At 62.1% G+C, this 19,150-nt stretch carries 18 protein-coding genes; 4 read left to right on the forward strand and 14 right to left on the reverse strand.

The genetic code is table 11. The annotated features are described in order from the left end of the window. Positions 1 to 40: 40 nt before the first annotated feature. Complete coding sequence (locus ACROHD_RS13165; protein ID WP_432678472.1) at positions 41 to 1,030, reverse strand: NAD(P)H-quinone oxidoreductase; 990 nt, start codon at positions 1,028 to 1,030, stop codon at positions 41 to 43. Between the two features lie 3 nt (positions 1,031 to 1,033). After that, complete coding sequence (locus tag ACROHD_RS13170) at positions 1,034 to 1,735, reverse strand: COQ9 family protein (RefSeq protein WP_432678474.1); 702 nt, start codon at positions 1,733 to 1,735, stop codon at positions 1,034 to 1,036. Positions 1,736 to 1,848: 113 nt separating this feature from the next. Between ACROHD_RS13170 and rpsU the strand changes: the two genes are divergently transcribed. Both rpsU and denD read left to right on the forward strand, forming a co-directional pair. Continuing rightward, positions 1,849 to 2,055 carry a 30S ribosomal protein S21 gene (gene rpsU / locus ACROHD_RS13175; protein WP_071673777.1) on the forward strand — a complete coding sequence of 69 codons (207 nt, stop codon included), beginning with the start codon at positions 1,849 to 1,851 and terminating at the stop codon, positions 2,053 to 2,055. A gap of 138 nt (positions 2,056 to 2,193) precedes the next feature. Continuing rightward, positions 2,194 to 3,156 (forward strand): D-erythronate dehydrogenase, encoded by a 963-nt coding sequence (denD, locus tag ACROHD_RS13180; RefSeq protein WP_432678475.1) that lies wholly within the window; start codon positions 2,194 to 2,196, stop codon positions 3,154 to 3,156. A gap of 39 nt (positions 3,157 to 3,195) precedes the next feature. Here the strand turns inward: denD and ACROHD_RS13185 are convergent, their stop codons facing one another. The 6 genes from ACROHD_RS13185 to ACROHD_RS13210 all read right to left on the reverse strand — a co-directional run bounded on the left by ACROHD_RS13185 (position 3,196) and on the right by ACROHD_RS13210 (position 8,094). Then, entirely contained in the window at positions 3,196 to 3,846 is a 651-nt protein-coding gene (locus tag ACROHD_RS13185) for a hypothetical protein (protein WP_432678477.1), read from the reverse strand. Beyond that, on the reverse strand, positions 3,843 to 3,983 hold the full coding sequence (locus ACROHD_RS13190) for an aa3-type cytochrome c oxidase subunit IV (protein ID WP_432678478.1): 141 nt from the start codon (positions 3,981 to 3,983) through the stop codon (positions 3,843 to 3,845). Before ACROHD_RS13190 ends, ACROHD_RS13185 begins: the two co-directional genes overlap by 4 nt. A 94-nt stretch (positions 3,984 to 4,077) precedes the next feature. Continuing rightward, the gene (locus ACROHD_RS13195) at positions 4,078 to 4,908 is read right to left on the reverse strand and encodes an endonuclease/exonuclease/phosphatase family protein (RefSeq protein ID WP_432678480.1); all 831 of its coding nucleotides are present in this window, start codon (positions 4,906 to 4,908) and stop codon (positions 4,078 to 4,080) included. Beyond that, on the reverse strand, positions 4,908 to 5,375 hold the full coding sequence (locus ACROHD_RS13200) for a DUF6173 family protein (protein ID WP_432678482.1): 468 nt from the start codon (positions 5,373 to 5,375) through the stop codon (positions 4,908 to 4,910). Before ACROHD_RS13200 ends, ACROHD_RS13195 begins: the two co-directional genes overlap by 1 nt. Continuing rightward, complete coding sequence (locus ACROHD_RS13205; RefSeq protein ID WP_432678483.1) at positions 5,372 to 6,400, reverse strand: MBL fold metallo-hydrolase; 1,029 nt, start codon at positions 6,398 to 6,400, stop codon at positions 5,372 to 5,374. The genes ACROHD_RS13200 and ACROHD_RS13205 overlap by 4 nt, the downstream gene beginning before the upstream one ends. Then, positions 6,397 to 8,094, reverse strand: a complete 1,698-nt coding sequence (locus ACROHD_RS13210) for an acyl-CoA dehydrogenase (RefSeq protein ID WP_432678485.1) — start codon at positions 8,092 to 8,094, stop codon at positions 6,397 to 6,399. Before ACROHD_RS13210 ends, ACROHD_RS13205 begins: the two co-directional genes overlap by 4 nt. A gap of 114 nt (positions 8,095 to 8,208) precedes the next feature. Here ACROHD_RS13210 and ACROHD_RS13215 point away from each other — a divergent pair, with 114 nt between their 5' ends. Then, positions 8,209 to 9,168, forward strand: a complete 960-nt coding sequence (locus tag ACROHD_RS13215) for an L-threonylcarbamoyladenylate synthase (RefSeq protein WP_432678487.1) — start codon at positions 8,209 to 8,211, stop codon at positions 9,166 to 9,168. 162 nt (positions 9,169 to 9,330) lie between these two features. Here ACROHD_RS13215 and ACROHD_RS13220 read toward each other — a convergent pair whose 3' ends face one another. Continuing rightward, positions 9,331 to 9,888 carry a YqgE/AlgH family protein gene (locus ACROHD_RS13220; protein WP_432678489.1) on the reverse strand — a complete coding sequence of 186 codons (558 nt, stop codon included), beginning with the start codon at positions 9,886 to 9,888 and terminating at the stop codon, positions 9,331 to 9,333. A gap of 136 nt (positions 9,889 to 10,024) precedes the next feature. Between ACROHD_RS13220 and ACROHD_RS13225 the strand changes: the two genes are divergently transcribed. Continuing rightward, positions 10,025 to 10,855 (forward strand): protein-disulfide reductase DsbD domain-containing protein, encoded by an 831-nt coding sequence (locus ACROHD_RS13225; RefSeq protein WP_432678491.1) that lies wholly within the window; start codon positions 10,025 to 10,027, stop codon positions 10,853 to 10,855. A 33-nt stretch (positions 10,856 to 10,888) separates the two neighbouring features. On the opposite strand, the gene ACROHD_RS13230 is transcribed toward ACROHD_RS13225, so the two are convergent. From ACROHD_RS13230 to ACROHD_RS13250, 5 genes are all read right to left on the reverse strand, one after another. Beyond that, positions 10,889 to 12,103 carry a Hint domain-containing protein gene (locus tag ACROHD_RS13230; protein ID WP_432678493.1) on the reverse strand — a complete coding sequence of 405 codons (1,215 nt, stop codon included), beginning with the start codon at positions 12,101 to 12,103 and terminating at the stop codon, positions 10,889 to 10,891. A gap of 174 nt (positions 12,104 to 12,277) precedes the next feature. Next, positions 12,278 to 13,180: a Hint domain-containing protein gene (locus ACROHD_RS13235; RefSeq protein ID WP_432678495.1), complete on the reverse strand. Its 903-nt coding sequence runs from the start codon at positions 13,178 to 13,180 to the stop codon at positions 12,278 to 12,280. 513 nt (positions 13,181 to 13,693) lie between these two features. Continuing rightward, on the reverse strand, positions 13,694 to 14,614 hold the full coding sequence (locus ACROHD_RS13240) for a Hint domain-containing protein (protein ID WP_432678497.1): 921 nt from the start codon (positions 14,612 to 14,614) through the stop codon (positions 13,694 to 13,696). Between the two features lie 171 nt (positions 14,615 to 14,785). Beyond that, positions 14,786 to 18,184: an efflux RND transporter permease subunit gene (locus ACROHD_RS13245; protein ID WP_432678498.1), complete on the reverse strand. Its 3,399-nt coding sequence runs from the start codon at positions 18,182 to 18,184 to the stop codon at positions 14,786 to 14,788. Continuing rightward, complete coding sequence (locus ACROHD_RS13250) at positions 18,181 to 19,077, reverse strand: efflux RND transporter periplasmic adaptor subunit (protein WP_432678500.1); 897 nt, start codon at positions 19,075 to 19,077, stop codon at positions 18,181 to 18,183. Before ACROHD_RS13250 ends, ACROHD_RS13245 begins: the two co-directional genes overlap by 4 nt. Between the last annotated feature and the right edge of the window lie 73 nt (positions 19,078 to 19,150).

Below are 19,150 nucleotides of genomic sequence, written 5' to 3' on the forward strand. Positions count from 1 at the left end.
GGGCCGCTCCCGGATCGACGCCGAAGGCGGCGAAACCGCGTCAGCGGACCTTCAAAACGATTTTTCCTATATGGGCAGAGCTTTCCATCCGTGTATGCGCCGCGGCGGCCTCCTCCAGCGGGAATTCTGAATCCATCACCGGCCCGATTTTCCCGGCCTCCAGCAGCGGCCAGACATTGGCCGCCAGTTCCGCTGCGATACGGGCCTTGGCCTGCACGCTTTGCGGGCGCAGGGTCGACCCCGTCATGGTCAGTCGCCGCGTCATCAACTGCGCGAAATTCAGCTCAGCCTTCGGGCCTTGCAGAAACGCAATCTGCACCAAGCGCCCGTCATCGGCCAGCGACTTGAGGTTTCGGGCAATATAGGGCCCGCCCACCATGTCGAGGATCAGGTCGGCCCCGCCAACCGCGCGCATCACCTCCGGGAAATCCTCGTCACGGTAATTGATCGCCCGTTCCGCCCCCAGGTCAACGCAGGCTGCGCATTTGTCAGCTGATCCGGCGGTCGCGAAGACCCGTGCGCCGAATTCCCGCGCGAGCTGGATTGCCGTTGTGCCAATCCCGGACGATCCGCCATGGACCAGAAACCGTTCTCCGGCCTGCAACCCGCCGCGCATGAAGACGTTGGACCAGACCGTGAAGAACGTTTCGCACAACGCAGCAGCCCGATCCATCGGCATCGCTTGCGGCACCGGCAGAGCATGGTCGGCATGGGTCAGCGCATATTCCGCATATCCGCCACCGGGCAACAGCGCCGCCACCTTGTCGCCTACTGCCCATTCGGACACGCCCGGCCCCACGGCAGCAACAGTCCCCGCGGCCTCCAGCCCCGGCAGGGGCGAGGCGTCGGGGGGCGGTGCGTAGCTGCCTGCCCGCTGCAGCGCATCGGGGCGATTGACGCCTGCATAGTCCACGGCGATCAGGATCTGCCCCGCACCGGGCGTCGGCACGGGCACCGTCACAGGCCGCAGCACTTCCGGCCCGCCGGCTTCCGAAATTTCCACCGCGCGCATCGTTTCTGGCAGGTTCATCGCTTATCCTTCCTCTTGGCCACCACCGCGGCCCCAATGTCCCGGCATGTCGGCCATGCCGCTCTTCGACGGCGCCTTGATCTGGCTCAGCAGCCATTCCGGCCCCGCCATCAGCGGCTTCAACACTTTGCTGTCCCGCGCCTGCGCCTTGAATTTCTCGAACCGCATCACGTCCTCGATCCGCCGGTCGAGGAAGGCCCAGGTCGCCTCGTGCCCGTCTGAGTGGTCGCCAAGCCAATAAAGCACCACCGAAGAATAGACCCCCGACAGGGTCATGCGCTTGGTGTACCAGTTGAAATCCTCGCTGGTGTCGCCAATCGCGGTCCAGATCTTGTCGGCCGTTTCCCACAACGCCTTAGCCCCATCACCGGCGTGAATGGGCAGCGCGAACAGCGTGGTGCCACGCCGGACCGCCTCTTTGTGCTGGTCCATAAGCTCCAACCGCAGCCGAATCGCATGAGTGATCTTTTCGCGGATCTTCATGTCTGCCAGCGCATCCGGCGTCAGCGCCGCAACCATTGCATCATCGCCGCGCCGGTGAAAGGCAAGCGCCAGATCGACCGGCCCGCGCGGGAACAGCGCCCGTGCCTCACCTGCATCCGCGCCAACATCCGCAATTGCGGCTGAAAGCGTGGCCTCTGACCAGCCGTCAAAGACGACATGCATCAGGGCGGCATCAAGGATTTGGTCCTTCAGATCGGTCATGGCGGGCCTCCGGTTTCGCACGGGCACATGCTGGACATATAGTCGGGCCTTTGCTATAGCGCCACCTCCTGCAAATTCTTGCAACTCCAACTTAGAAAGGTGGTGAAAACCACATGCAGGTTAGCGTTCGTGACAACAATGTCGATCAGGCCCTCCGGGCTCTGAAGAAAAAGCTGCAGCGTGAGGGTGTTTTTCGTGAGATGAAGCTCAAGCAGCATTACGAAAAACCGTCCGAGAAAAAAGCGCGTGAGAAGGCCGAAGCAATTCGCCGTGCTCGCAAACTGGCTCGGAAGAAAGCGCAGCGCGAAGGGATGCTCTAAGCACCTTTCAGGCTTTGCGAACCAAAGGGCGGCTTGCCGCCCAAGCGACGCCCCCGCGCCACCCGGCCCGGGGGTTTTTCTTTGGCAAACAGGGGCGCGCGTGGCTAGATCAACCGCAATCAAACCGGGAGAGTCCACATGAATGTCTTGATCATCGGTGGTGGCGGCATGATCGGCGCGCGACTGGCCCGCAAGCTGGTCGAGATCGGCGCCCTGAACGATGTGCCGATCACCCAGCTTACGCTTGCAGATATCGCCGCGCCTGCTGCACCAAAGGCTCCGTTTCCCGTCACAACGCTTTCAGCGGATATTACATCTGCCGGGGATCGGGCAAAGCTGCTGGCGGGCCGCCCGGACGTGATCTTTCAGCTGGCTGCGATCGTGTCCGGTGCGGCAGAAGCGGATTTCGACCTTGGCTATCGCGTCAATCTTGGTGGCGTTCAGGCCCTGCTGGAAGATATCCGAGTTGCGGGCACATGCCCCGTTGTGGTGTCGACCTCGTCGGTTGCAGTCTTTGGCGGCACCCTGCCCGATCTGGTGCCCGACACCCACCACCTGACCCCGCAAAGCAGCTACGGCACGCAGAAGGCCATGGCAGAGCTGCTGCTGGCCGACCATAGCCGCAAGGGGCATCTGGATGGTCGCACCGTGCGGCTACCTACGATCACCGTCAGGCCCGGCAAACCCAATGCGGCAGCGTCGAGCTTCGTGTCTGGCATTATCCGCGAACCGCTGGCAGGTCAGCGCGCCACCCTGCCCGTCCCCCGTGATACGGGACTTTGGATCGCCTCGCCCGACTGCGCTGTCGACACGCTGATCCATGCCTCAGGCCTGCCGAGGGGCGCAATTGGGCCTGGATGTGCGGTGAACGGGCGCGGTCTGACCGTGACTGCCGGGCAAATGTTGCAGGCGCTGGAACGGGCTGCAGGACCGAAGATTGCAGCATTGGTGGACGAAACCCCGGATCTGGCCATTGCTGCCATTGTCACAAGCTGGCCCCGTGCCTTTACATGCGACACGGCACGCGCCCTTGGCTTTCCGGTGGATGATGACATCGACGCGATCATTGCCCTGCATATCAACGAAAACCCCGCGACCTGACGGCGCGGGGATGTTTCGTTTCAGCCTGGGATCGGCAGGTTAACCACCGTCGGCGATGATTGCCGCAACCTCTTGATTGCGCAGCTCGACAGCCGCCTGCCGCGCAAGGATTTCCCGGTTGTTGTCAGAATCGTCGTCATAGACACGCTCTTCCCGAACGCCGGGGATCTCGGCAAAAGCTTCCATCGTACGGCGTGGGAAGTACGTACGCTGAATATGCCCCCAGCCGGGAACCTGGCTCAGGATATGAGAGATCGAGAAAGAACATTGCGCCTTGGGCACTGCACCATAGGACAGAACCGCCTGGCTTAACTGTGCGGCGATTGCGGGTGAAACTTCAATCTCCTGCACCACCACGTGATAAGTCTCTCGCGCGTGGTAATCCATGTAGAAGTCGTGCAATTGCGGGCTCATTCCGAAGAACACGTCGTTGCGTTCGGGGGCCTGCGGGTGGTGCCAAGTTCCGGCGGGATCGAACAGCAGCCGCTGTTCTCCGTCGATCATCAGGGCGGAATGCCCGCCAGCCCCGGACCTGTTCGAGATCATCGTATAGAGCGTCACTGTGGGCGGGCCCGCAGGAACGTATCGCGCGCGCGCAACGGCTTCATCCGGAGCCCACACCGGCTCTGCGCCGCAAGCGGCCAGTCCGAGCAGCAGCCCAAGGGCCAGAAACGCGCGCCGGAAGATCATTGGAAGAACACCGCCAGGATCACGACCACGACCAGACATGCAATGATGCTGTTTGTCAGGAACTTGACGAAGCCATTGAAGGTCGCTTCCTGCTCTTGAATTTCCATTTCACCGTGCTTGTGGGTGTTGTCAGCCATCGGGTGTGTCCCCATTCGTCATCTGTGTTGCGTTGCGATTCGAATTAGACGATTTCGCCGCGCCTGTCACGGGTTTCACCCCCTTGTATCGCCCCTATGTGACGGTTTTACCCGGCTCCCGGGCTTCTGTGGTCAGCAACAGCGGGCATTGATCCGATACCTCCGGGTTTCGCACCACGTCGAACACGGTCTCGGCAAGTGAGGCGCTGACCAGCATGTAGTCGGCAAACTTGCCGGGCTTTGCATATAGCCTCGTGCGCGTGCCGTCATGGCCCCGTCCAATGACCAGATCACACAGCCCGATCCCGGCCAAAACATCAAACGTGGCGCTGTCGGGTAAAACGTTGAAATCGCCGCAGGTCACGATGTCATCCTCCGGCTCGGAGAGGCTTTGGATGAGGGCTGCAAGACGCTCTGCCTGCGCAAGCCGTTCGGGGGTGTCCCCCTTGCCCGACAGATCACGCAAGCCATGCATGTGAACGACCGTCAATGCCCTGTCGCGCGCATGGTCCCAGACCCGGATGCCATGGGCATTTCGGGACCTCGGATGGTCACCGAACCCGTTGGCACCATAGCTTTTGTGCACGAACCCTTGCACCTGCCCGATCACCGGCACCGTCCGCCGCACGAAGGTGGCAAGCCCCCATTGCGACGGTACAGGGCGGTCCCCGTCCCACAGAACACCCTGCGCTGCCGGGCAAAACTGGCCCGCATGATCGGGCAGCGCGGCAGCGATATCGCGGAACAGGTTGGCGCGCTGGTTCAGCACATGATCGCCGTCCCGATAGATTAGCCAATCCTTGTCGCTTTCGGGGCTGTGGGTCACCTCCTGCAGGCAAAGAATGTCCGGGGACGCTTCCGAAAGATACGCGATCAGCGCATCATGCAGTTTGCCGCCCCAGGCATTCAGGCACAGAACGCGCATCAGCCTTCGGCCTCGGCCTCCAGATCACCCGCCAGCCGGAAACCGATCCTCTGGGCGGGGCGGTCGGGCTGTTTCGGCAGGGCGCGCAGGGTGACGTTTAGCTGGCTTACATGTTGGATCATCTGGGTTTTGATCCCCACATCGTCGCTGCCATAGAAGGTCAGGATATCGGGGCCGAAAAAGCCCATCCCCTCGATCCGCATCACGCCGCTGTCGGACCCGGTAAAGCCCATGGCGACCTCGTGTTCCGCATCCAGCTGCTTCTCGAAATTCTGGATGTAGAGGATGATCCGCTCATAGGCCCATTCGGCGGACGATTTCTCTTCCACCGGTTTTTCCTGCACTTTTGCGGGCAGGGGCAGTTGCTCTGGTGTTGGCGGGGTGCAGGGATCGCAATGCACAACGCCCGCGTCGGGTAGCGCTGCGGCTTCCATCGCCTCTGCCGAAGTCTGGATATCCTGTGTCACGTTTCCTCCCTAAGCTGCCAAAGCCACGCGCCGTCTTCCCGTTTCTCGCGCGTGACCTCGCCCAGGGCAAGGAGGTGATTGAGATGCGCCATCGCCTCGACCAGCGCCAACCCATAGGTGCCTTCGCCGATCTGCCTTTTGAACAAGGGCAAAAAGCAGTCAGAGGCGACGCGGGGCCGGTCCAGATGCTCACGCAGACGTGACAGCGCGCCGTGATGGTTCTCGATCAGCTGATGCAAGCGGTCGGGCAATCCGGTGAAGGGCAGCTTATGGCCCGGCAGCACCAGTTGATCGGCGCGTGCATAGCGCGCGAGATGCCCGCAGCTTTCAATCCAGTCGGTCACCGGGTCAGCCATCGGCTCGGTTGCATAGACGCCCAGATTTGGGGAAATCGACGGCAAGAGCTGATCACCCCCCAGAACCAGAGGCTCATCCCGGCACCACAGCGTCGCGTGTTCCGGCGCGTGGCCATGGCCGATCCGCACGTCCCAGTCTCGCCCGCCGATGCGCAGATGGTCGCCCTTTCGGATGCGGGTATAGCCAAGCGGCATCGGGGCCAGGACATCGGCGAAGTTGAAGGGCCGCTCTGCCGCGCGTTTGGCGAAAATCTCCGGGTCCATGCCCGCGCTGCGCCAAAAGGCCAGCGTTTCCTCGGTCGGGGTCTCCTGCACATCCAGCACCAGCATCCGCGCCATAAGCCAGGCCGTCCGGGTGGTGATCAGCTCTGCCCCGCGCGATTGAAACCAACCCGCCAACCCCACATGGTCGGGATGGTGATGAGTGACCAGCACCCGCGCCACGGGCAGACCGCCAAGCGGCCCCGCCAGCACCTCCTCCCACATGGCCCGCGCCTTGCGGCTGTTGAAGCCTGTGTCGACTATGGTCCAGCCATCCGCGTCCCGCAAAGCGAAGACGTTCACATGGTCCAGCGCCATCGGCAGCGGGAAGCGCAGCCAGAGGACGTCCTCGGCGACCTCAATGGCCTCACCTGGGGCCGGGGGTGTTTCGAAAGGGTATCGGATCACGCCGCGAACTCATCCGCGTTCAGCGCATAGACATCCTCGGACCCGGCCAACGCCTGCGTCAGCAGACCATGCGCCTCTGGCAACAGTCGCCCAAGGAAGAAGCGTGCCAGTTTGGTGCGCGGGCCTTCGCCGCCCTCGGCCATCGACGCCTTCAGGTGGTAGTGCCCACCCAGTACACGCGCCACGGCCATCAGGTAGGGCACCGCCCCCGCGAAGCGGTCGTTCATCTCCATGCCGACCAGCGTTTCCGTCGCCGTGCGCAGCGCAGTCGCCGCCGCCGCCAGCCCGGCATGATCACCCGCTGCTGCCGTCGCGTCGACCTCATCGAGCAGCGCGAACATCGCCGCCCCGCCATCCATCATCTTGCGCGCTACGAGGTCCATCGCCTGAATGCCGTTGGTGCCCTCGTAAATCGCTGTCACCCGCACATCGCGCAGATACTGCGCCGCGCCGGTTTCCTCGATAAAGCCCATGCCGCCATGCACCTGAATGCCCATCTGGCTAACGGTGATGCCGGTCTCGGTCCCATAGGCTTTGGTTACCGGCGTCAGCAACGCAGCACGCGCTTTCCAAACCGCGTCCCCGGTCGCCGTCGCCATGTCGATCGACACCGCATTGTCCAAAGCAATGGACCGGGCCGCAAAGATCTCGGCCTTCATCTGCATCAGCATCCGACGCACATCGGCATGGTCCAGGATCGTGCCGGTGCCGCCCTCGACCGGGCTACGACCCTGCTTGCGTTCCAGCGCATAGGACAGCGCGTGCTGATAAGCGCCCTCGGCAGCACACAGCCCCTGCACCCCCACACCTAGCCGCGCATTGTTCATCATGGTGAACATCGCCGCCATGCCGCCATGAGGGTGGCCCACCATCCAGCCACGCGCACCATCGAACTGCATCACCGCCGTGGGCGAGCCATGCAGGCCAAGCTTGTGTTCCAGGCTTACGACATTCAGGCTGTTCCGTTCACCGGGGTTGCCATCCGCATCGGGGATAAACTTGGGCACCATGAACAGGCTGATCCCCTTCGTTCCCGGCACCCCGTCGGGCAATCGTGCCAGCACCAAATGGCAGGTATTGGCGGTGAAATCGTTGTCACCCCAGCTGATGTAGATCTTCTGCCCGGTGACGGCGTAGGTTCCGTCGCCATTGGGTTCCGCCTTTGATCGTAGCGCGCCCACATCCGACCCGGCCTGCGGTTCGGTCAGGTTCATGGTGCCGTTCCATTCGCCGGAAATCAGCTTGGGCAGGTAAATCGCCTTCAGCTCGTCACTGGCATGATGCTCCAGCGCCTCGATCTGGCCCTGGGTCATCAGCGGGTTCAGCTGCAATGACAGGCAAGCCGACCCCACCATCTCGTTCACAGCCGTCGTCACCGCCATCGGCAGGCCAAGCCCGCCATATTCCGGATCAGCCGACATGCCAACGTAACCACCCTCAGCAATCGCCTGATAGCCGTCCCCAAAGCCCGGGCTGGTTCGCACCACGCCGTTTTCAAGATAGGCGCCCTGCAGGTCACCGCTTCGGTTCAGTGGTGCCAGCACCGTTTCCGCCAACTTGCCCGCTTCGGTCAGGATGGCAGTGACCATATCCGGCGTGGCCTCGGCAAACCGATCCGTCGCGGCGACACGGTCGAGGCCGACGATATTCTCGAAGATAAACTCGAAATCAGTCACGGGCGCTGTATAGGGCATGGTCACTCCTCCTTGGCACGGGCTTGGCACGGGATCGGGCCGACACTATGGGCCTGTCCTTGAGGCAGATATTTTGCGATACCCGCCTCAATCAACAGAAACGTTACGTCGCTCATGGATTACGGCAACACAGATCTGCTATCCCCCGATCTGACAGGGATTGCCCGGGCAGCACAGCTGTTGGCCGAAGGGCAGCTTGTCGGCCTGCCCACGGAGACTGTCTATGGGCTAGCCGGGGACGCCACCAGCGACATGGCCTGCGCCCGCATCTTCGAGGCCAAGGGCCGCCCCCGTTTCAACCCGCTGATCGTGCATCTGCCGTCGATCGAAGCGGCCGAGCGCATCGCCATCCTGACCGGCACGGCACATGATCTCGCCGCTGCCTTCTGGCCCGGTCCGCTGACAATGGTCCTGCCCCTTCGCAACGGGCATGGCCTCTCGCCGCTCGTCACCGCTGGCCTCGACACGGTTGCTGTTCGCCTGCCCGCTCATCCCCTGATGCGCGGCGTCATGGAGGCGTTCGGGCGTCCCATCGCGGCGCCCTCCGCAAACCCCTCGGGCCGGATCAGCCCCACTACCGCCGAGCATGTTCTGAACGGCCTCGGAGGCCGGATCGCCGCCGTTCTCGATGGCGGCCCCTGCGGCGTTGGCCTCGAATCCACCATCCTTGCGCCAGCGGATGCCGGCACGCGATTGCTCCGCGAGGGCGGGCTTCCGCGCGAAGCGATAGAACCGCTCACTGGACCGCTGGTCACCGACACCACTCCGGGCAAGGTTCAGGCCCCGGGTCAACTTTCCAGCCACTATGCGCCGCGCGCGCTTGTCCGGTTGAACAGCCCCCTGACCGATCTAAACGCCATCCGCGTGGGCTTCGGCCCCTGCAATGCGGACCTCACCCTCTCCGCATCCGGCGACCTCATCGAAGCTGCCGCAAATCTCTTCTCGACGCTTCACGCCGCAGACGATCTGGCGCGCCGCAAACACGCCGCAGAAATCCACATCGCGCCGATCCCCGATAAGGGCCTGGGCCGCGCCATAAACGATCGCCTGACCCGCGCCGCCGCGCCGCGTTAATCGTTTCTTCTTGGCTGAAATACTCTTGCCGGAGGCATCCCCGCTCCCGACAGGCGCCTTCCCATCTGACACTCTCTGGCCCCTCCAAGGATCCGTGGCAACGCGGGTCGACGTGGGCTCCCCTGCCAAGGGGGGCTTGAGGAGGCCCGCACCCCCGCGCCGTCAGGCGCGCCCGGCATCTGCGGACAGCATCAGGGGCGACACTCCAAGCTTGCCAAGCGCCGCTTCCCATTTGCCGTCCATATCGGTTCCGAAGACGATCCCCGCATCCGCATCGCAGGTCAGCCATCCATTCTGGCCGATCTCATCCTCCAACTGCCCCGGCCCCCACCCGGAATAACCAAGCGCCATCACCGCCTGCGCGGGTCCTTCGCCATGGGCAAGGTCTTCCAGCACATCGAGCGTCGCCGTCATGGCAAAGCCGCCAACCACCTGCAACGTGCCATCCGCGTCACCATAATCGGCGCTATGCAGGACAAAGCCCCGTCCGGTTTCCACCGGCCCGCCATAGAGGATCGGAACTTTCGGCGGCTGCATCGCCTCGATCCCCAGCTGGCTGATCATCTCGGCAAAGCTTACCTCGGTGACGGGCTTGTTCACGATCAGCCCCATGGCCCCGTCATCGGAATGGTCGCATATCAGCACAACAGCCCCGGCAAACCGGGGATCGCCCATTCCGGGCATGGCAATCAGAAGCTGTCCCGTCAGATTTGTGGTCATATCCAAGATTTTTCGCCCCGTTTCGTAAACATGTGCGGATTTTTGAATGGGTGCAAGCACGCAGCGCACCCGGTCACGGAACAATTCGCCAAATCGTGACTTCCCTTTGAACAGCCGAGGCAATACCTGCTGTTGCATGATCACATCCCTGCTTTCCCGCGCGCTGATGGCGCTGACCTGCTTTTTCGCTCTGCCGCTGACATCTTTGCCAGCGGCGGCCCAGTCTGGCGCTGCGCCCGAGGATATGGTGCAGGTCGAACTGCTCGAGGGCTGGCGGCATGCCGACGGAAGTCACATGGCCGGGCTGCTGATCCGGCTTTCACCGGGCTGGAAGACCTACTGGCGCGCACCGGGCGAGGCGGGCATTCCCCCGCGCCTGCAATTGCGCGATCGCGCCGGGCTTCTGTCCGCTGACCTGCATTGGCCCGTGCCCGAGGTGTTCCATTCCAACGGTATGCAATCCATCGGCTACAGCTCTGACGTGGTGTTTCCGCTGGAACTGACGCTCGCCGATGGGACTGGCGCGCTGCGGCTGGCGGGGCGGATAGATCTTGGCGTGTGCCATGATATCTGCGTCCCGGTATCGGTGTCTCTGCGTGGCACCTTGCCTGCGGGCGGGCATCCCGATCCTCGGATCGCGGCGGCGCTGGCAGACAGGCCGCTCAGCGCAGCCGAGGCCGGGGCCGGGCGCGTGTCCTGCGACCTGACGCCAATCCGTGACGGTCTGCGTGTCGAGGCCCGCATCCCCCTGCCCCGTCAGGGCAGCGATGAAACCGTGGTCTTTGAGCTGCCGGATCCCGCGATCTGGATATCCGAGGCCATGGTTGAACGCAGCGGGAATATCCTGACCGCATCCGCCGATATCGTCCCGCCCGATGCCGGCCCCTTCGCGATGGACCGCTCTTCCCTGCGCATGACAGTGCTTGCAGGTGGATCGGCAGTGGAACTGACCGGCTGCCAGGGCTAACCCCGGCAACCTGTCTTTCTTATCCTGAACAACTCAGGCTGCGGACCGCGCCGAAAGGCGAGCCACAATATGCCCCGGCACCTGCCGCGCGGACATGGCACGCGGATAGGGCAGTTCCTCCATCTCGGGCACATCGCCGTAAAGCGCTTCGAACTCGTTGTAGTTGTCGAAGACGCGGCGGCTGACATTGTCGATAAAGGTTTCGGCAGAAGCGCCGTTAGCGAGGATGATCTCATGGGCGTCGGTTTCGATGTGATAGACCGTGTAGGTCTCGCCCATTTCCGCCAGCGGAACCTGCGTGATCGTGGTGCCATTCACAAGCGCCCCGGCATGGCAAATGACGCCATCGACCAGCATCCCGTGATCGGCGGTGACGGTCAGGTCGGAATGCGGCAAACCATCGCCCAGAGATCCGGCAGCAAAGCGCACCGGCATCAGCCGTTCAGCCGGGCCAAAGCGGGTGGACACGCTCTGGCGTCCGATCCATTTGACGGGCGTCAGACTGCCGTTCTGAGAAACGATGAGATCGCCGATGGAGAGCGATTCAACCGGCTTCTCCCCATCAATTGTGGAGATCAGGCTTCCAGCAAGAAAGCACGTCACATTGGCAGCCTGAGTGGCGTAGGTCGTTCCATTCACATCGGGGTTGGTATGGCTGACCGGGTCGTTTGTTCCGGTCCAGTAATTGTGATCGTCCCCGTGCAGGGTGATGTCACCGCCAGTGAACATCATATTGTCATCAGTTCCCGAGAAGTTATCGAGATTTTCGACAGCAGGACTGGCAAGAGTCGGATTATTCGTGATGAAGGTGTTCAGGGCACTGTCCGAGAGGCCAGTTACGGTGAGCGTATCGGTCGTAACCGAAAGGTTGGTCAGGGTTTGGTTCCACAATCCGCCATTACTGATTGCAGCAATCACCTGCCCACCGGAACCCGCGATAAGGTTATCGGTCGCTGTAATCGAGATGCTGCCGGTGAAGCCGGAGATGGAACCACCCGAGGGATCTGCCGCAAGCGTTGCCGACGTTGAGTTCGGAAGAACGAAAACCACCTGATCAAGTGCAGACAGGCCGCCAGCCCCAACGGTATAGGTAAAATACCCATCCCCGAGCGCTTCCGGCTGGTGAAACGTGATGGTTTCTCCGGCTGCAATATTGGTTGTTGTGACGAAAGAGAACGAATCCTGCCCTGAGGCGTCGGAATCGGTGATCAGGGATGTGAAATAGATATCGCCGACTGAAAGTGGCATGCTCGCCTCCGCTATGGCATAGAACCCACAGAACATGGGCCTGAATTTACTGATTTTTCCCGGCAATCAATTCTGCGCGGGGTACCAGTTAACCCTTATGCGGCAACCGTGGGGCGAGCAAGTTCATTCGCAAGGAACCTGGGGTTGATCCGCAGCCTTTCCTAAATTTTAGGACTAGGCGGCGGTCAGCACCTGTAGTTGAGTGCGGATTTGTACCGGCACCTGCCGCGCGGACATGGCACGCGGATAGGGCAGTTCCTCCATCTCAGGCACATCGCCGTAAAGCGCTTCGAACTCGTTGTAGTTGTCGAAGACGCGGCGGCTGACATTGTCGATGAACGTCTCCGCAGGCGCGCCATTGGCGAGGATGATTTCGTGTTCCTCGGTCTCGATGTGGTAGACGGTGTATGTGTCTCCCATTTCGCTCAGTGGCACCCGTGTGATCGTCGTTCCGTTCACCAATGCACCCGCGTGGCAAACCACACCACCGACCAGCATCCCGTGATCGGCGGTGACGGTCAGGTCCGTATGCGGCAGGCCGTTCCCAAACGCACCGGCAGCAAAGCGTACCGGCATCAACCGTTCAGCATAGCCAAAGCGGGTGGACACCGTCTGGCGACCAATCCATTTGACGCGCGCAGTCGATCCCTTTGGGGTCTTCAGCATGTCACCGATTGCAAGGGCCTCGACGCGTTTTTCGCCCTCTGGCGTCGCGATCAGTGTCCCAGCTGCGAAACAGACCACGAAATGCGTTCCCGTATCGAAATCATGTGATCCATGCAACGTGTTTGGCAGATTGGAGGACGCTTCGGTTGCCGTCAGCGTGCTGCTGTAGAGATGCATGGTATTGGCGTCGACCAAAATGACAACATATACGTTGCCACTGCCGTCCACATGGGTGCCAAAGAAAGTGCCGTTTGCGGCACCTCCAGAAATCAGATCACCGGGTTCGAAGGTAGTATCGAATTCAGGGTCGCTGAGCGTTCCAGTCAGATCAAAAGATGAACCTTCGCTCCAGTTGCTGCTCGCTCCATCACTCGTATACACGACGTAAGATGTGAATTCCCAAGATGCCATGAAGCCCCCATATGCTTCTGTAGCGCGCAGGGCGCGCTGTTGATGGACAACAAGAGCGTCTGGGAACTGAAGATCAGGAACTAAGAAACGGCGATCGCTCTCGGTTACTGAGGTCAGAAAATCAAAACCAATTGTCTGAGTCAATGATTGTTTATAGCGATAGTATCATGTCACACTCACTGCGTGATCGCATGGCGAATACTGCCGACTGGTCCCGTGGAATCACGGCTTGCGCAGAGCGACTGCTTCAGCAGAAAACCCTGCTCCGACGCGATCAGATGGATGGGATCGAGAAGGCAAACAGATCAACACGTCCTTCCCCGGATCATCGAATTTATCGGCCAAGACCGGGCTGAACACCTCTTCGCCATCACCGACGCAGCGCCTGCACCTGCCGTCCCTGGCCGCTTGTAGGAGCGATCTTAGAAAACGCGAAAGGGAGCGCATTTTCAGCGCCCCCTTTGTCTTGTCACTTCACCGCCCAGCTAACATCCGCTGTTTGCGATACTGGGCTCAGGCTGCCTTAGAAGGCGCCAGTTTCGCCCGGATGCCTTCGGGCACCTGCCTTGCGCTCATCGCGCGAGGATAAGGCAGCTCTGCCATCTCAGGCACATCGCCATAAAGCGCTTCGAACTCGGCGTAGTTGTCGAATACGCGGCGCGAGACGTTATCGATGAAGGTCTCGGCGGGCGCGCCATTGGCGAGGATGATTTCATGTTCCTCAGTCTCGATATGGTAAACCGTATAGGTTGCCCCTATCTCCGCCAACGGAACCCGCGTGATCGTCTCGCCATTCACCAGCGCACCTGCGTGGCAAATGACACCCTCGACCAGCACCCCGTGGTCCGCCGTCACCGTCAGATCGGCGGACGGCACGCCATTTCCCAGCGACCCGGCGGCGAAACGTACGGGCATCAGCCGCTCGGCAGGGCCAAAGCGGGTGGACACAGTCTGCCGTCCGATCCATCTGACGGGAACCGCGCGGCCATCCGTTGTCACGATGCAATCGCCAATGCGCAGGGTTTCAACCGAAACCTCCCCGCCCGGCACGGTGATTTCAGTGCCCGCCAAAAAACACATCTGATAGGTGCCGGACCGCGTGATCGAGAGCGCACTGTCTTTCAGATTGGGGTCGCTAGACAGCTGATAGTAGTTATAGCTACCAAAACTCGCATTATAGACTTCGATGATCGGGTCACCGTTTGCGGCAAATCCATAAAGCGTCGTGATCTTGGCGCCGCTTCCCAGTGTGTCGCGCGACCAGCTGAGTTGGTCGCCCACCGAGATCAGCCCATCGTCGATGCCGTCATGATCATCCTCAAGTGTCGTGGGTCCGGTGTCCGGATCATAGGCATATGTGGAGAGGTATGAATCCGGTGTGGTCGAGCTTCCACCGAGGAAATAGTAAATAGGATAAGTCGCCAGTGTCGCCATGTTCGCAGCCTCTCAAATTGATTTTCAGCAACAGAGGTGCCGCAATTGATGGCTAAGGTTAATGATCTGGGTCAACTAGGGTCATTTTCACCTGCTAGGTGCCCCGAAACCAGGCCTGTGTCATGACCTGCGCGCGTGTCGTGTTCGCGCCGAAAGAACCAGCTTTACCGGTCAGGCTCTTTGCCGGCGCAACAGTGCTGTAAGGCCTGCAACCAGCAGTCCGACCAGCCAGAAGATGAGGCAAAGCCCCGCAGCCATGGCGACGAGGGCAACGAACGCGTCGCGCGCGCCCTCCATTGGAACTAGGCCCGCAAGCGGTGGCCAAATTTGCCCGGTGACCACAAAAGCCCCAAGCGTCGCGGCAAAGGCCCCGGCGACTGCCAGAGCCGCCAGCCCCACCCCCGCCGCCATCGCGGGTGCGCGGGCTGCCGTTCTCAGCCCCCGGCGTAGCGCCTGCATCTGCCGTGCCACGTCCTGTTGCATGGCCAGAATGGACGGCACCACCAGCAGCACGATGAACAGACCAAAGCCAAGCCCATAGACCAGCGTGATCACCGTGGGTTTCAGGAACTGCGCATCGGCGGACCGTTCATATAGCAGCGGCGCCAGCCCCAGAACCGTGGTCAGCGTGGTCAGCAGGACAGGGCGCAGCCTGTCCGCAACCGCATCGACAATGGCGGGCACCAATCCTCTGTCTCGGGCGTAGTCGTCAACCGTGGTGATCAGAACGATCGAGTCATTGATGATGATCCCGGTCATTCCGATCAGCCCCACAACCGTGAACATGCTCAGTGGCACGTCCCATGCAGCATGGCCGTAGATCGTGCCGACCAGCCCGAAGGGGATGATCGCCATCACCACGGCGGGCCGCGTCCAGCTGGCGAAGATCCAGGCCAGCACCAGATAGATCCCGACAAGACACAGGCCAAAGCCCAGCATCGCGTCGTTCATGAAGTCGCTTTCCTGTTCGGCCAGACCGGACAGCCGGTAACCGACCCCGTAATCGGCCTCGATCTGCGGCAGGATCACGCCCCGCAGTTCCTCCATCACCTGTTCGGCACGGGCCGGGTCGTCCTCGGACAGGTCGCCGGTGACAGACACCAGCCGCAGCCCGTTTTCCCGTTCGATGGTGGAAAACCCGATCCGCGACGTTACGGACACCAGATCGGCCAGCGGCACATATTCGCCCGTCGCGGTGCGCAGCAGAGTCCGGTCCAGGAAATCTGCGGTCAGCTCATCCTGCGGCAGTTCCACCCGGATTGAGGCCGTGCGCACACCTGACGGGAAGGTCGCGGCCTCAACCCCGTTCAGGCGATTGCGCAGAACCCGCCCGAGCGAGCCGATATCAAAGCCCAGAGCCTGCCCCTGCGGGGTCAGTTCCAGGATCAGTTCTTCGCGGTCATAGGCGAGCGTATCCTCCAGCCCGGACACTTCCGGGTAGGCGGCCAGTGCGGTCTGTATCGCCATCGCAGCGGATTTCAGAACCTCGGCTTCAGCCCCGAACAGCTGGACATCCAGCGCGTCGCCTCCCGGCCCCCCACGCCACCCGCGGAAACTGACCGCTTCGGCCAGGGGGTGGTTCTGAACCTCGTCCTGCAAATCGGCCACGAACTGGAAGCTGGAATAGGGGCGCAGGTCCGCGTCGATCAACTCGATCGCAATCGACCCAAGCAGATCGGAGTCCTTGTTGTCAGCCACAGCAAGGCCGCGCCCCGTGGTGCCGCCGATCTCAGCCAGGACGAAGGTCAGAGGGCTTAAGCCGTATTCTTCCTCGTACCGGGCAGCGACAGCGGCGGTTGCGCGCTGCATCTCGCGCATCATCTCAAGGCTGTCTTCGCGGCTGGCCCCTTCCAGCATGGCAAAATTGCCAGAGACCGACGACTGCTCCGGCGCGTTGAAGAACCGCCAGGTCACATCGCCCCGAATGAACACCGCCACCTGGCTGGCCAAGATCACGATCACCCCCGCCAGCACCGGGTAGCGTGCCCAGATCACCAGCCGCATCAGCGGGCGGAACACCGTATCGCGGAACCAGCCGAAGCCCCGGTTCACCACCCGGCTTGGCCAATCATACCAATGCTGCTTGTCGGAATGGGCCAGCGCGTGGGCCATGTGATTGGGCAGGATCAGGAAGCACTCCACAAGGCTCGCGATCAGCACGGCGATAACGGTGAAGGGAATATCGGCGATCAATTCACCAAAGCGCCCCCCGATGGCGACAAGCCCGGCAAAGGCCAGCACGGTCGTGACAGTCGCCGAAAAGACCGGCGCGGCCATGCGGCGTGCCGCGTTCTCTGCCGCCTGCACGGGGGATTCCCCAAGCCGTCGGGCCCTGAAATCGGCGTGTTCGCCCACCACGATGGCATCATCCACCACGATCCCAAGCGTGATGATCAGCGCAAAAAGCGAGATCATGTTGATCGTCAGACCGGCGATATACATCAGCGTAATGGCCGACAGCATCGCCACGGGAATGCCTGCCGCCACCCAGAAAGCGGTGCGCGCATTGAGGAACAGGAACAGCAGCATCACCACCAGCCCCAGCCCCATCAGCCCATTATCCAGAAGGATATTGAGCCGCCCGGTAATGGCCTCGGCCCTGGTGCGGATCAGCTCGATGGCAACGCCCTCGGGCAAGGTCAGCTCCATTTCGGCGGCGACCTCTTCCACCGTGCGCTGGATGCCGATGGCGTCACCCCGATCGGACCGGTCCACACGAATGGAAATCGCGGAATTCTCACCGACGAAATAGGCGCGTTCGCGGTCGATGCCTTCCTCTGTCACGGTCGCGACATCGCCGATGGTCAGGGCAGATCCGTCCGCATTATAGCGCAGCACGATCCCTGCAATATCCACCGCCGTGCGCCGCGCCACCCCGGTCCGCACGCGGGCATTGGCACCGGTTACGTCCCCGGCGGGCGATGTATCAACCTCCGCCTCGATGGCCGCCGCAATCTCAGCCATGGAAATATCGTTGCGGATCAGTTCGGCCGAGGGCACCTCGACCACGATTTCCGGCGCTGCCACGCCCCGGATCGTCGTGCGTGTCACCCCCTGATCGAAAAGCCGCGCAACGAATTCATCGGCAAAGCGCCCCAGCTGATCGACACCCACGGGGCCTGAGATCACCACATCGGTCACGCGATCGCGCCAGACACCGCGCCGAACCTCCGGGTCTTCAGCGTCTTCGGGCAGGGTAGAGACGCTATCGACCGCAGCCTGCACGTCATCGGCGGCGCGGCCCATGTCCCAACTCGGCTCGAACTCCAGCCGGATGCTGGCCCGCCCCTCTCGGCTGGTGGCACTGCTCTCGGTCACGCCTTCGACAGCCAGCAGCACCGGTTCCAGCACCGCGACAATCGCCTCGTCCACATCCTCGGCACCCGCCCCGTCCCAGGTGACGGCGACGCTGACATTATCGACCACAACATCGGGGAAAAACTGCGCCCGCATACGCGGGAACACGGCCAGTCCAACCACGATCATGATGACCAAAAGCAGGTTCGCCGCCGTCGCGTGGCGCGTGAAATAGGAGAGGAGTCCTCCTGCGCTATCTGGCAGCTGCCTCATCCGCCCATCCGGCTTTCAAGGCGGTTGACCATACGCAGCGGCACCTCATCCTCGCGCAATTGGCGCAGCATCCGTTCCTTGACGTCGGAGGGAATGAACCCATTGCTCTCGACAAAGGCAATCAGCCGCGCGCGGCGCTCGGGGTCCAGCGCAATCGTGTCGGGTTCCGCCGGGGCCTCTGCCCCCTCCACCGCAGGACGCAGCGGGTTCACGCGAATACCAGCGCCCAGCGCGGGAGAGCGGGCACTGACCACCTCGGCCCCTTCCAGATGCGGCGGCGCGCGGATGATCACATTATCGCCCTGACGGCGCAGCAGGCTAATCTGCACTTCCTCAAGGCGGTCTTCCTCACCAAGAACCAACACCCGGCCCTCGGCATCCAGCGCGGTGGCGGGCAGGATGGCGACCTGTTGCAGTTCTGGTTCCTGCAAGCGCACGGTCACGAAATCCCCGGCCCGGAAGCCACGCGTTTCCAGCAGCTCCGCGAACAGCAAACGGCCGGATTGGCCTTCCTCCACCGCGCCGCTTTCGCGGGTCAGGCGGGCGGGTGCGGTGATGTCCAACCCCAGCACATCCAGTACGACAGTGACCTCTGCCTGCGGCAAGCGGCCCTCGTCGTCCAGAAGTCGGGCATATTGCGCGGTCGAAACGCGGAACGAGACCTCCAGCGCCTGCGCATCGATCAGCGTCGCCACCTGTTCATTGCGGTTGACCAGCCCGCCCTGAACGACGGTCACATCGGCCAAAACGCCCGCGAATTCCGCGCGCAGCTCGGTTTCCGCCAGAACCCGCTCGGCCTCGGCCAAAGCGATCCGGCGGCGATCCAGCGCGGTCCCAGCCTGATCCAGCTGCGCCTCGGCCTGCGCCAGCGCCTGACGGCGCGACAACATCATAAAGCCGGTCTAGGCCGAAGGTTTCTTCATGCGCGGCGATCTGGAAAACGCTGTCGGCCGAGGTGTAGCAGAT

Origin of the sequence: Nioella aestuarii, from assembly GCF_050896395.1 — a bacterium.
In the GTDB taxonomy this organism is placed as follows: Bacteria; Pseudomonadota; Alphaproteobacteria; order Rhodobacterales; family Rhodobacteraceae; genus Nioella; species Nioella aestuarii.

What these genes read in the sequence shown, in the direction of transcription:
- ACROHD_RS13165 (WP_432678472.1), bottom strand. Translation starts at nt 1,030, where the DNA reads ATGAACCTGCCAGAAACGATGCGCGCGGTGGAAATTTCGGAAGCCGGC.
- ACROHD_RS13170 (WP_432678474.1), bottom strand. Translation starts at nt 1,735, where the DNA reads ATGACCGATCTGAAGGACCAAATCCTTGATGCCGCCCTGATGCATGTC.
- rpsU (WP_071673777.1), top strand. Translation starts at nt 1,849, where the DNA reads ATGCAGGTTAGCGTTCGTGACAACAATGTCGATCAGGCCCTCCGGGCT.
- denD (WP_432678475.1), top strand. Translation starts at nt 2,194, where the DNA reads ATGAATGTCTTGATCATCGGTGGTGGCGGCATGATCGGCGCGCGACTG.
- ACROHD_RS13185 (WP_432678477.1), bottom strand. Translation starts at nt 3,846, where the DNA reads ATGATCTTCCGGCGCGCGTTTCTGGCCCTTGGGCTGCTGCTCGGACTG.
- ACROHD_RS13190 (WP_432678478.1), bottom strand. Translation starts at nt 3,983, where the DNA reads ATGGCTGACAACACCCACAAGCACGGTGAAATGGAAATTCAAGAGCAG.
- ACROHD_RS13195 (WP_432678480.1), bottom strand. Translation starts at nt 4,908, where the DNA reads ATGCGCGTTCTGTGCCTGAATGCCTGGGGCGGCAAACTGCATGATGCG.
- ACROHD_RS13210 (WP_432678485.1), bottom strand. Translation starts at nt 8,094, where the DNA reads ATGCCCTATACAGCGCCCGTGACTGATTTCGAGTTTATCTTCGAGAAT.
- ACROHD_RS13215 (WP_432678487.1), top strand. Translation starts at nt 8,209, where the DNA reads ATGGATTACGGCAACACAGATCTGCTATCCCCCGATCTGACAGGGATT.
- ACROHD_RS13220 (WP_432678489.1), bottom strand. Translation starts at nt 9,888, where the DNA reads ATGACCACAAATCTGACGGGACAGCTTCTGATTGCCATGCCCGGAATG.
- ACROHD_RS13225 (WP_432678491.1), top strand. Translation starts at nt 10,025, where the DNA reads ATGATCACATCCCTGCTTTCCCGCGCGCTGATGGCGCTGACCTGCTTT.
- ACROHD_RS13230 (WP_432678493.1), bottom strand. Translation starts at nt 12,103, where the DNA reads ATGCCACTTTCAGTCGGCGATATCTATTTCACATCCCTGATCACCGAT.
- ACROHD_RS13235 (WP_432678495.1), bottom strand. Translation starts at nt 13,180, where the DNA reads ATGGCATCTTGGGAATTCACATCTTACGTCGTGTATACGAGTGATGGA.
- ACROHD_RS13240 (WP_432678497.1), bottom strand. Translation starts at nt 14,614, where the DNA reads ATGGCGACACTGGCGACTTATCCTATTTACTATTTCCTCGGTGGAAGC.
- ACROHD_RS13245 (WP_432678498.1), bottom strand. Translation starts at nt 18,184, where the DNA reads ATGAGGCAGCTGCCAGATAGCGCAGGAGGACTCCTCTCCTATTTCACG.
- ACROHD_RS13250 (WP_432678500.1), bottom strand. Translation starts at nt 19,077, where the DNA reads ATGATGTTGTCGCGCCGTCAGGCGCTGGCGCAGGCCGAGGCGCAGCTG.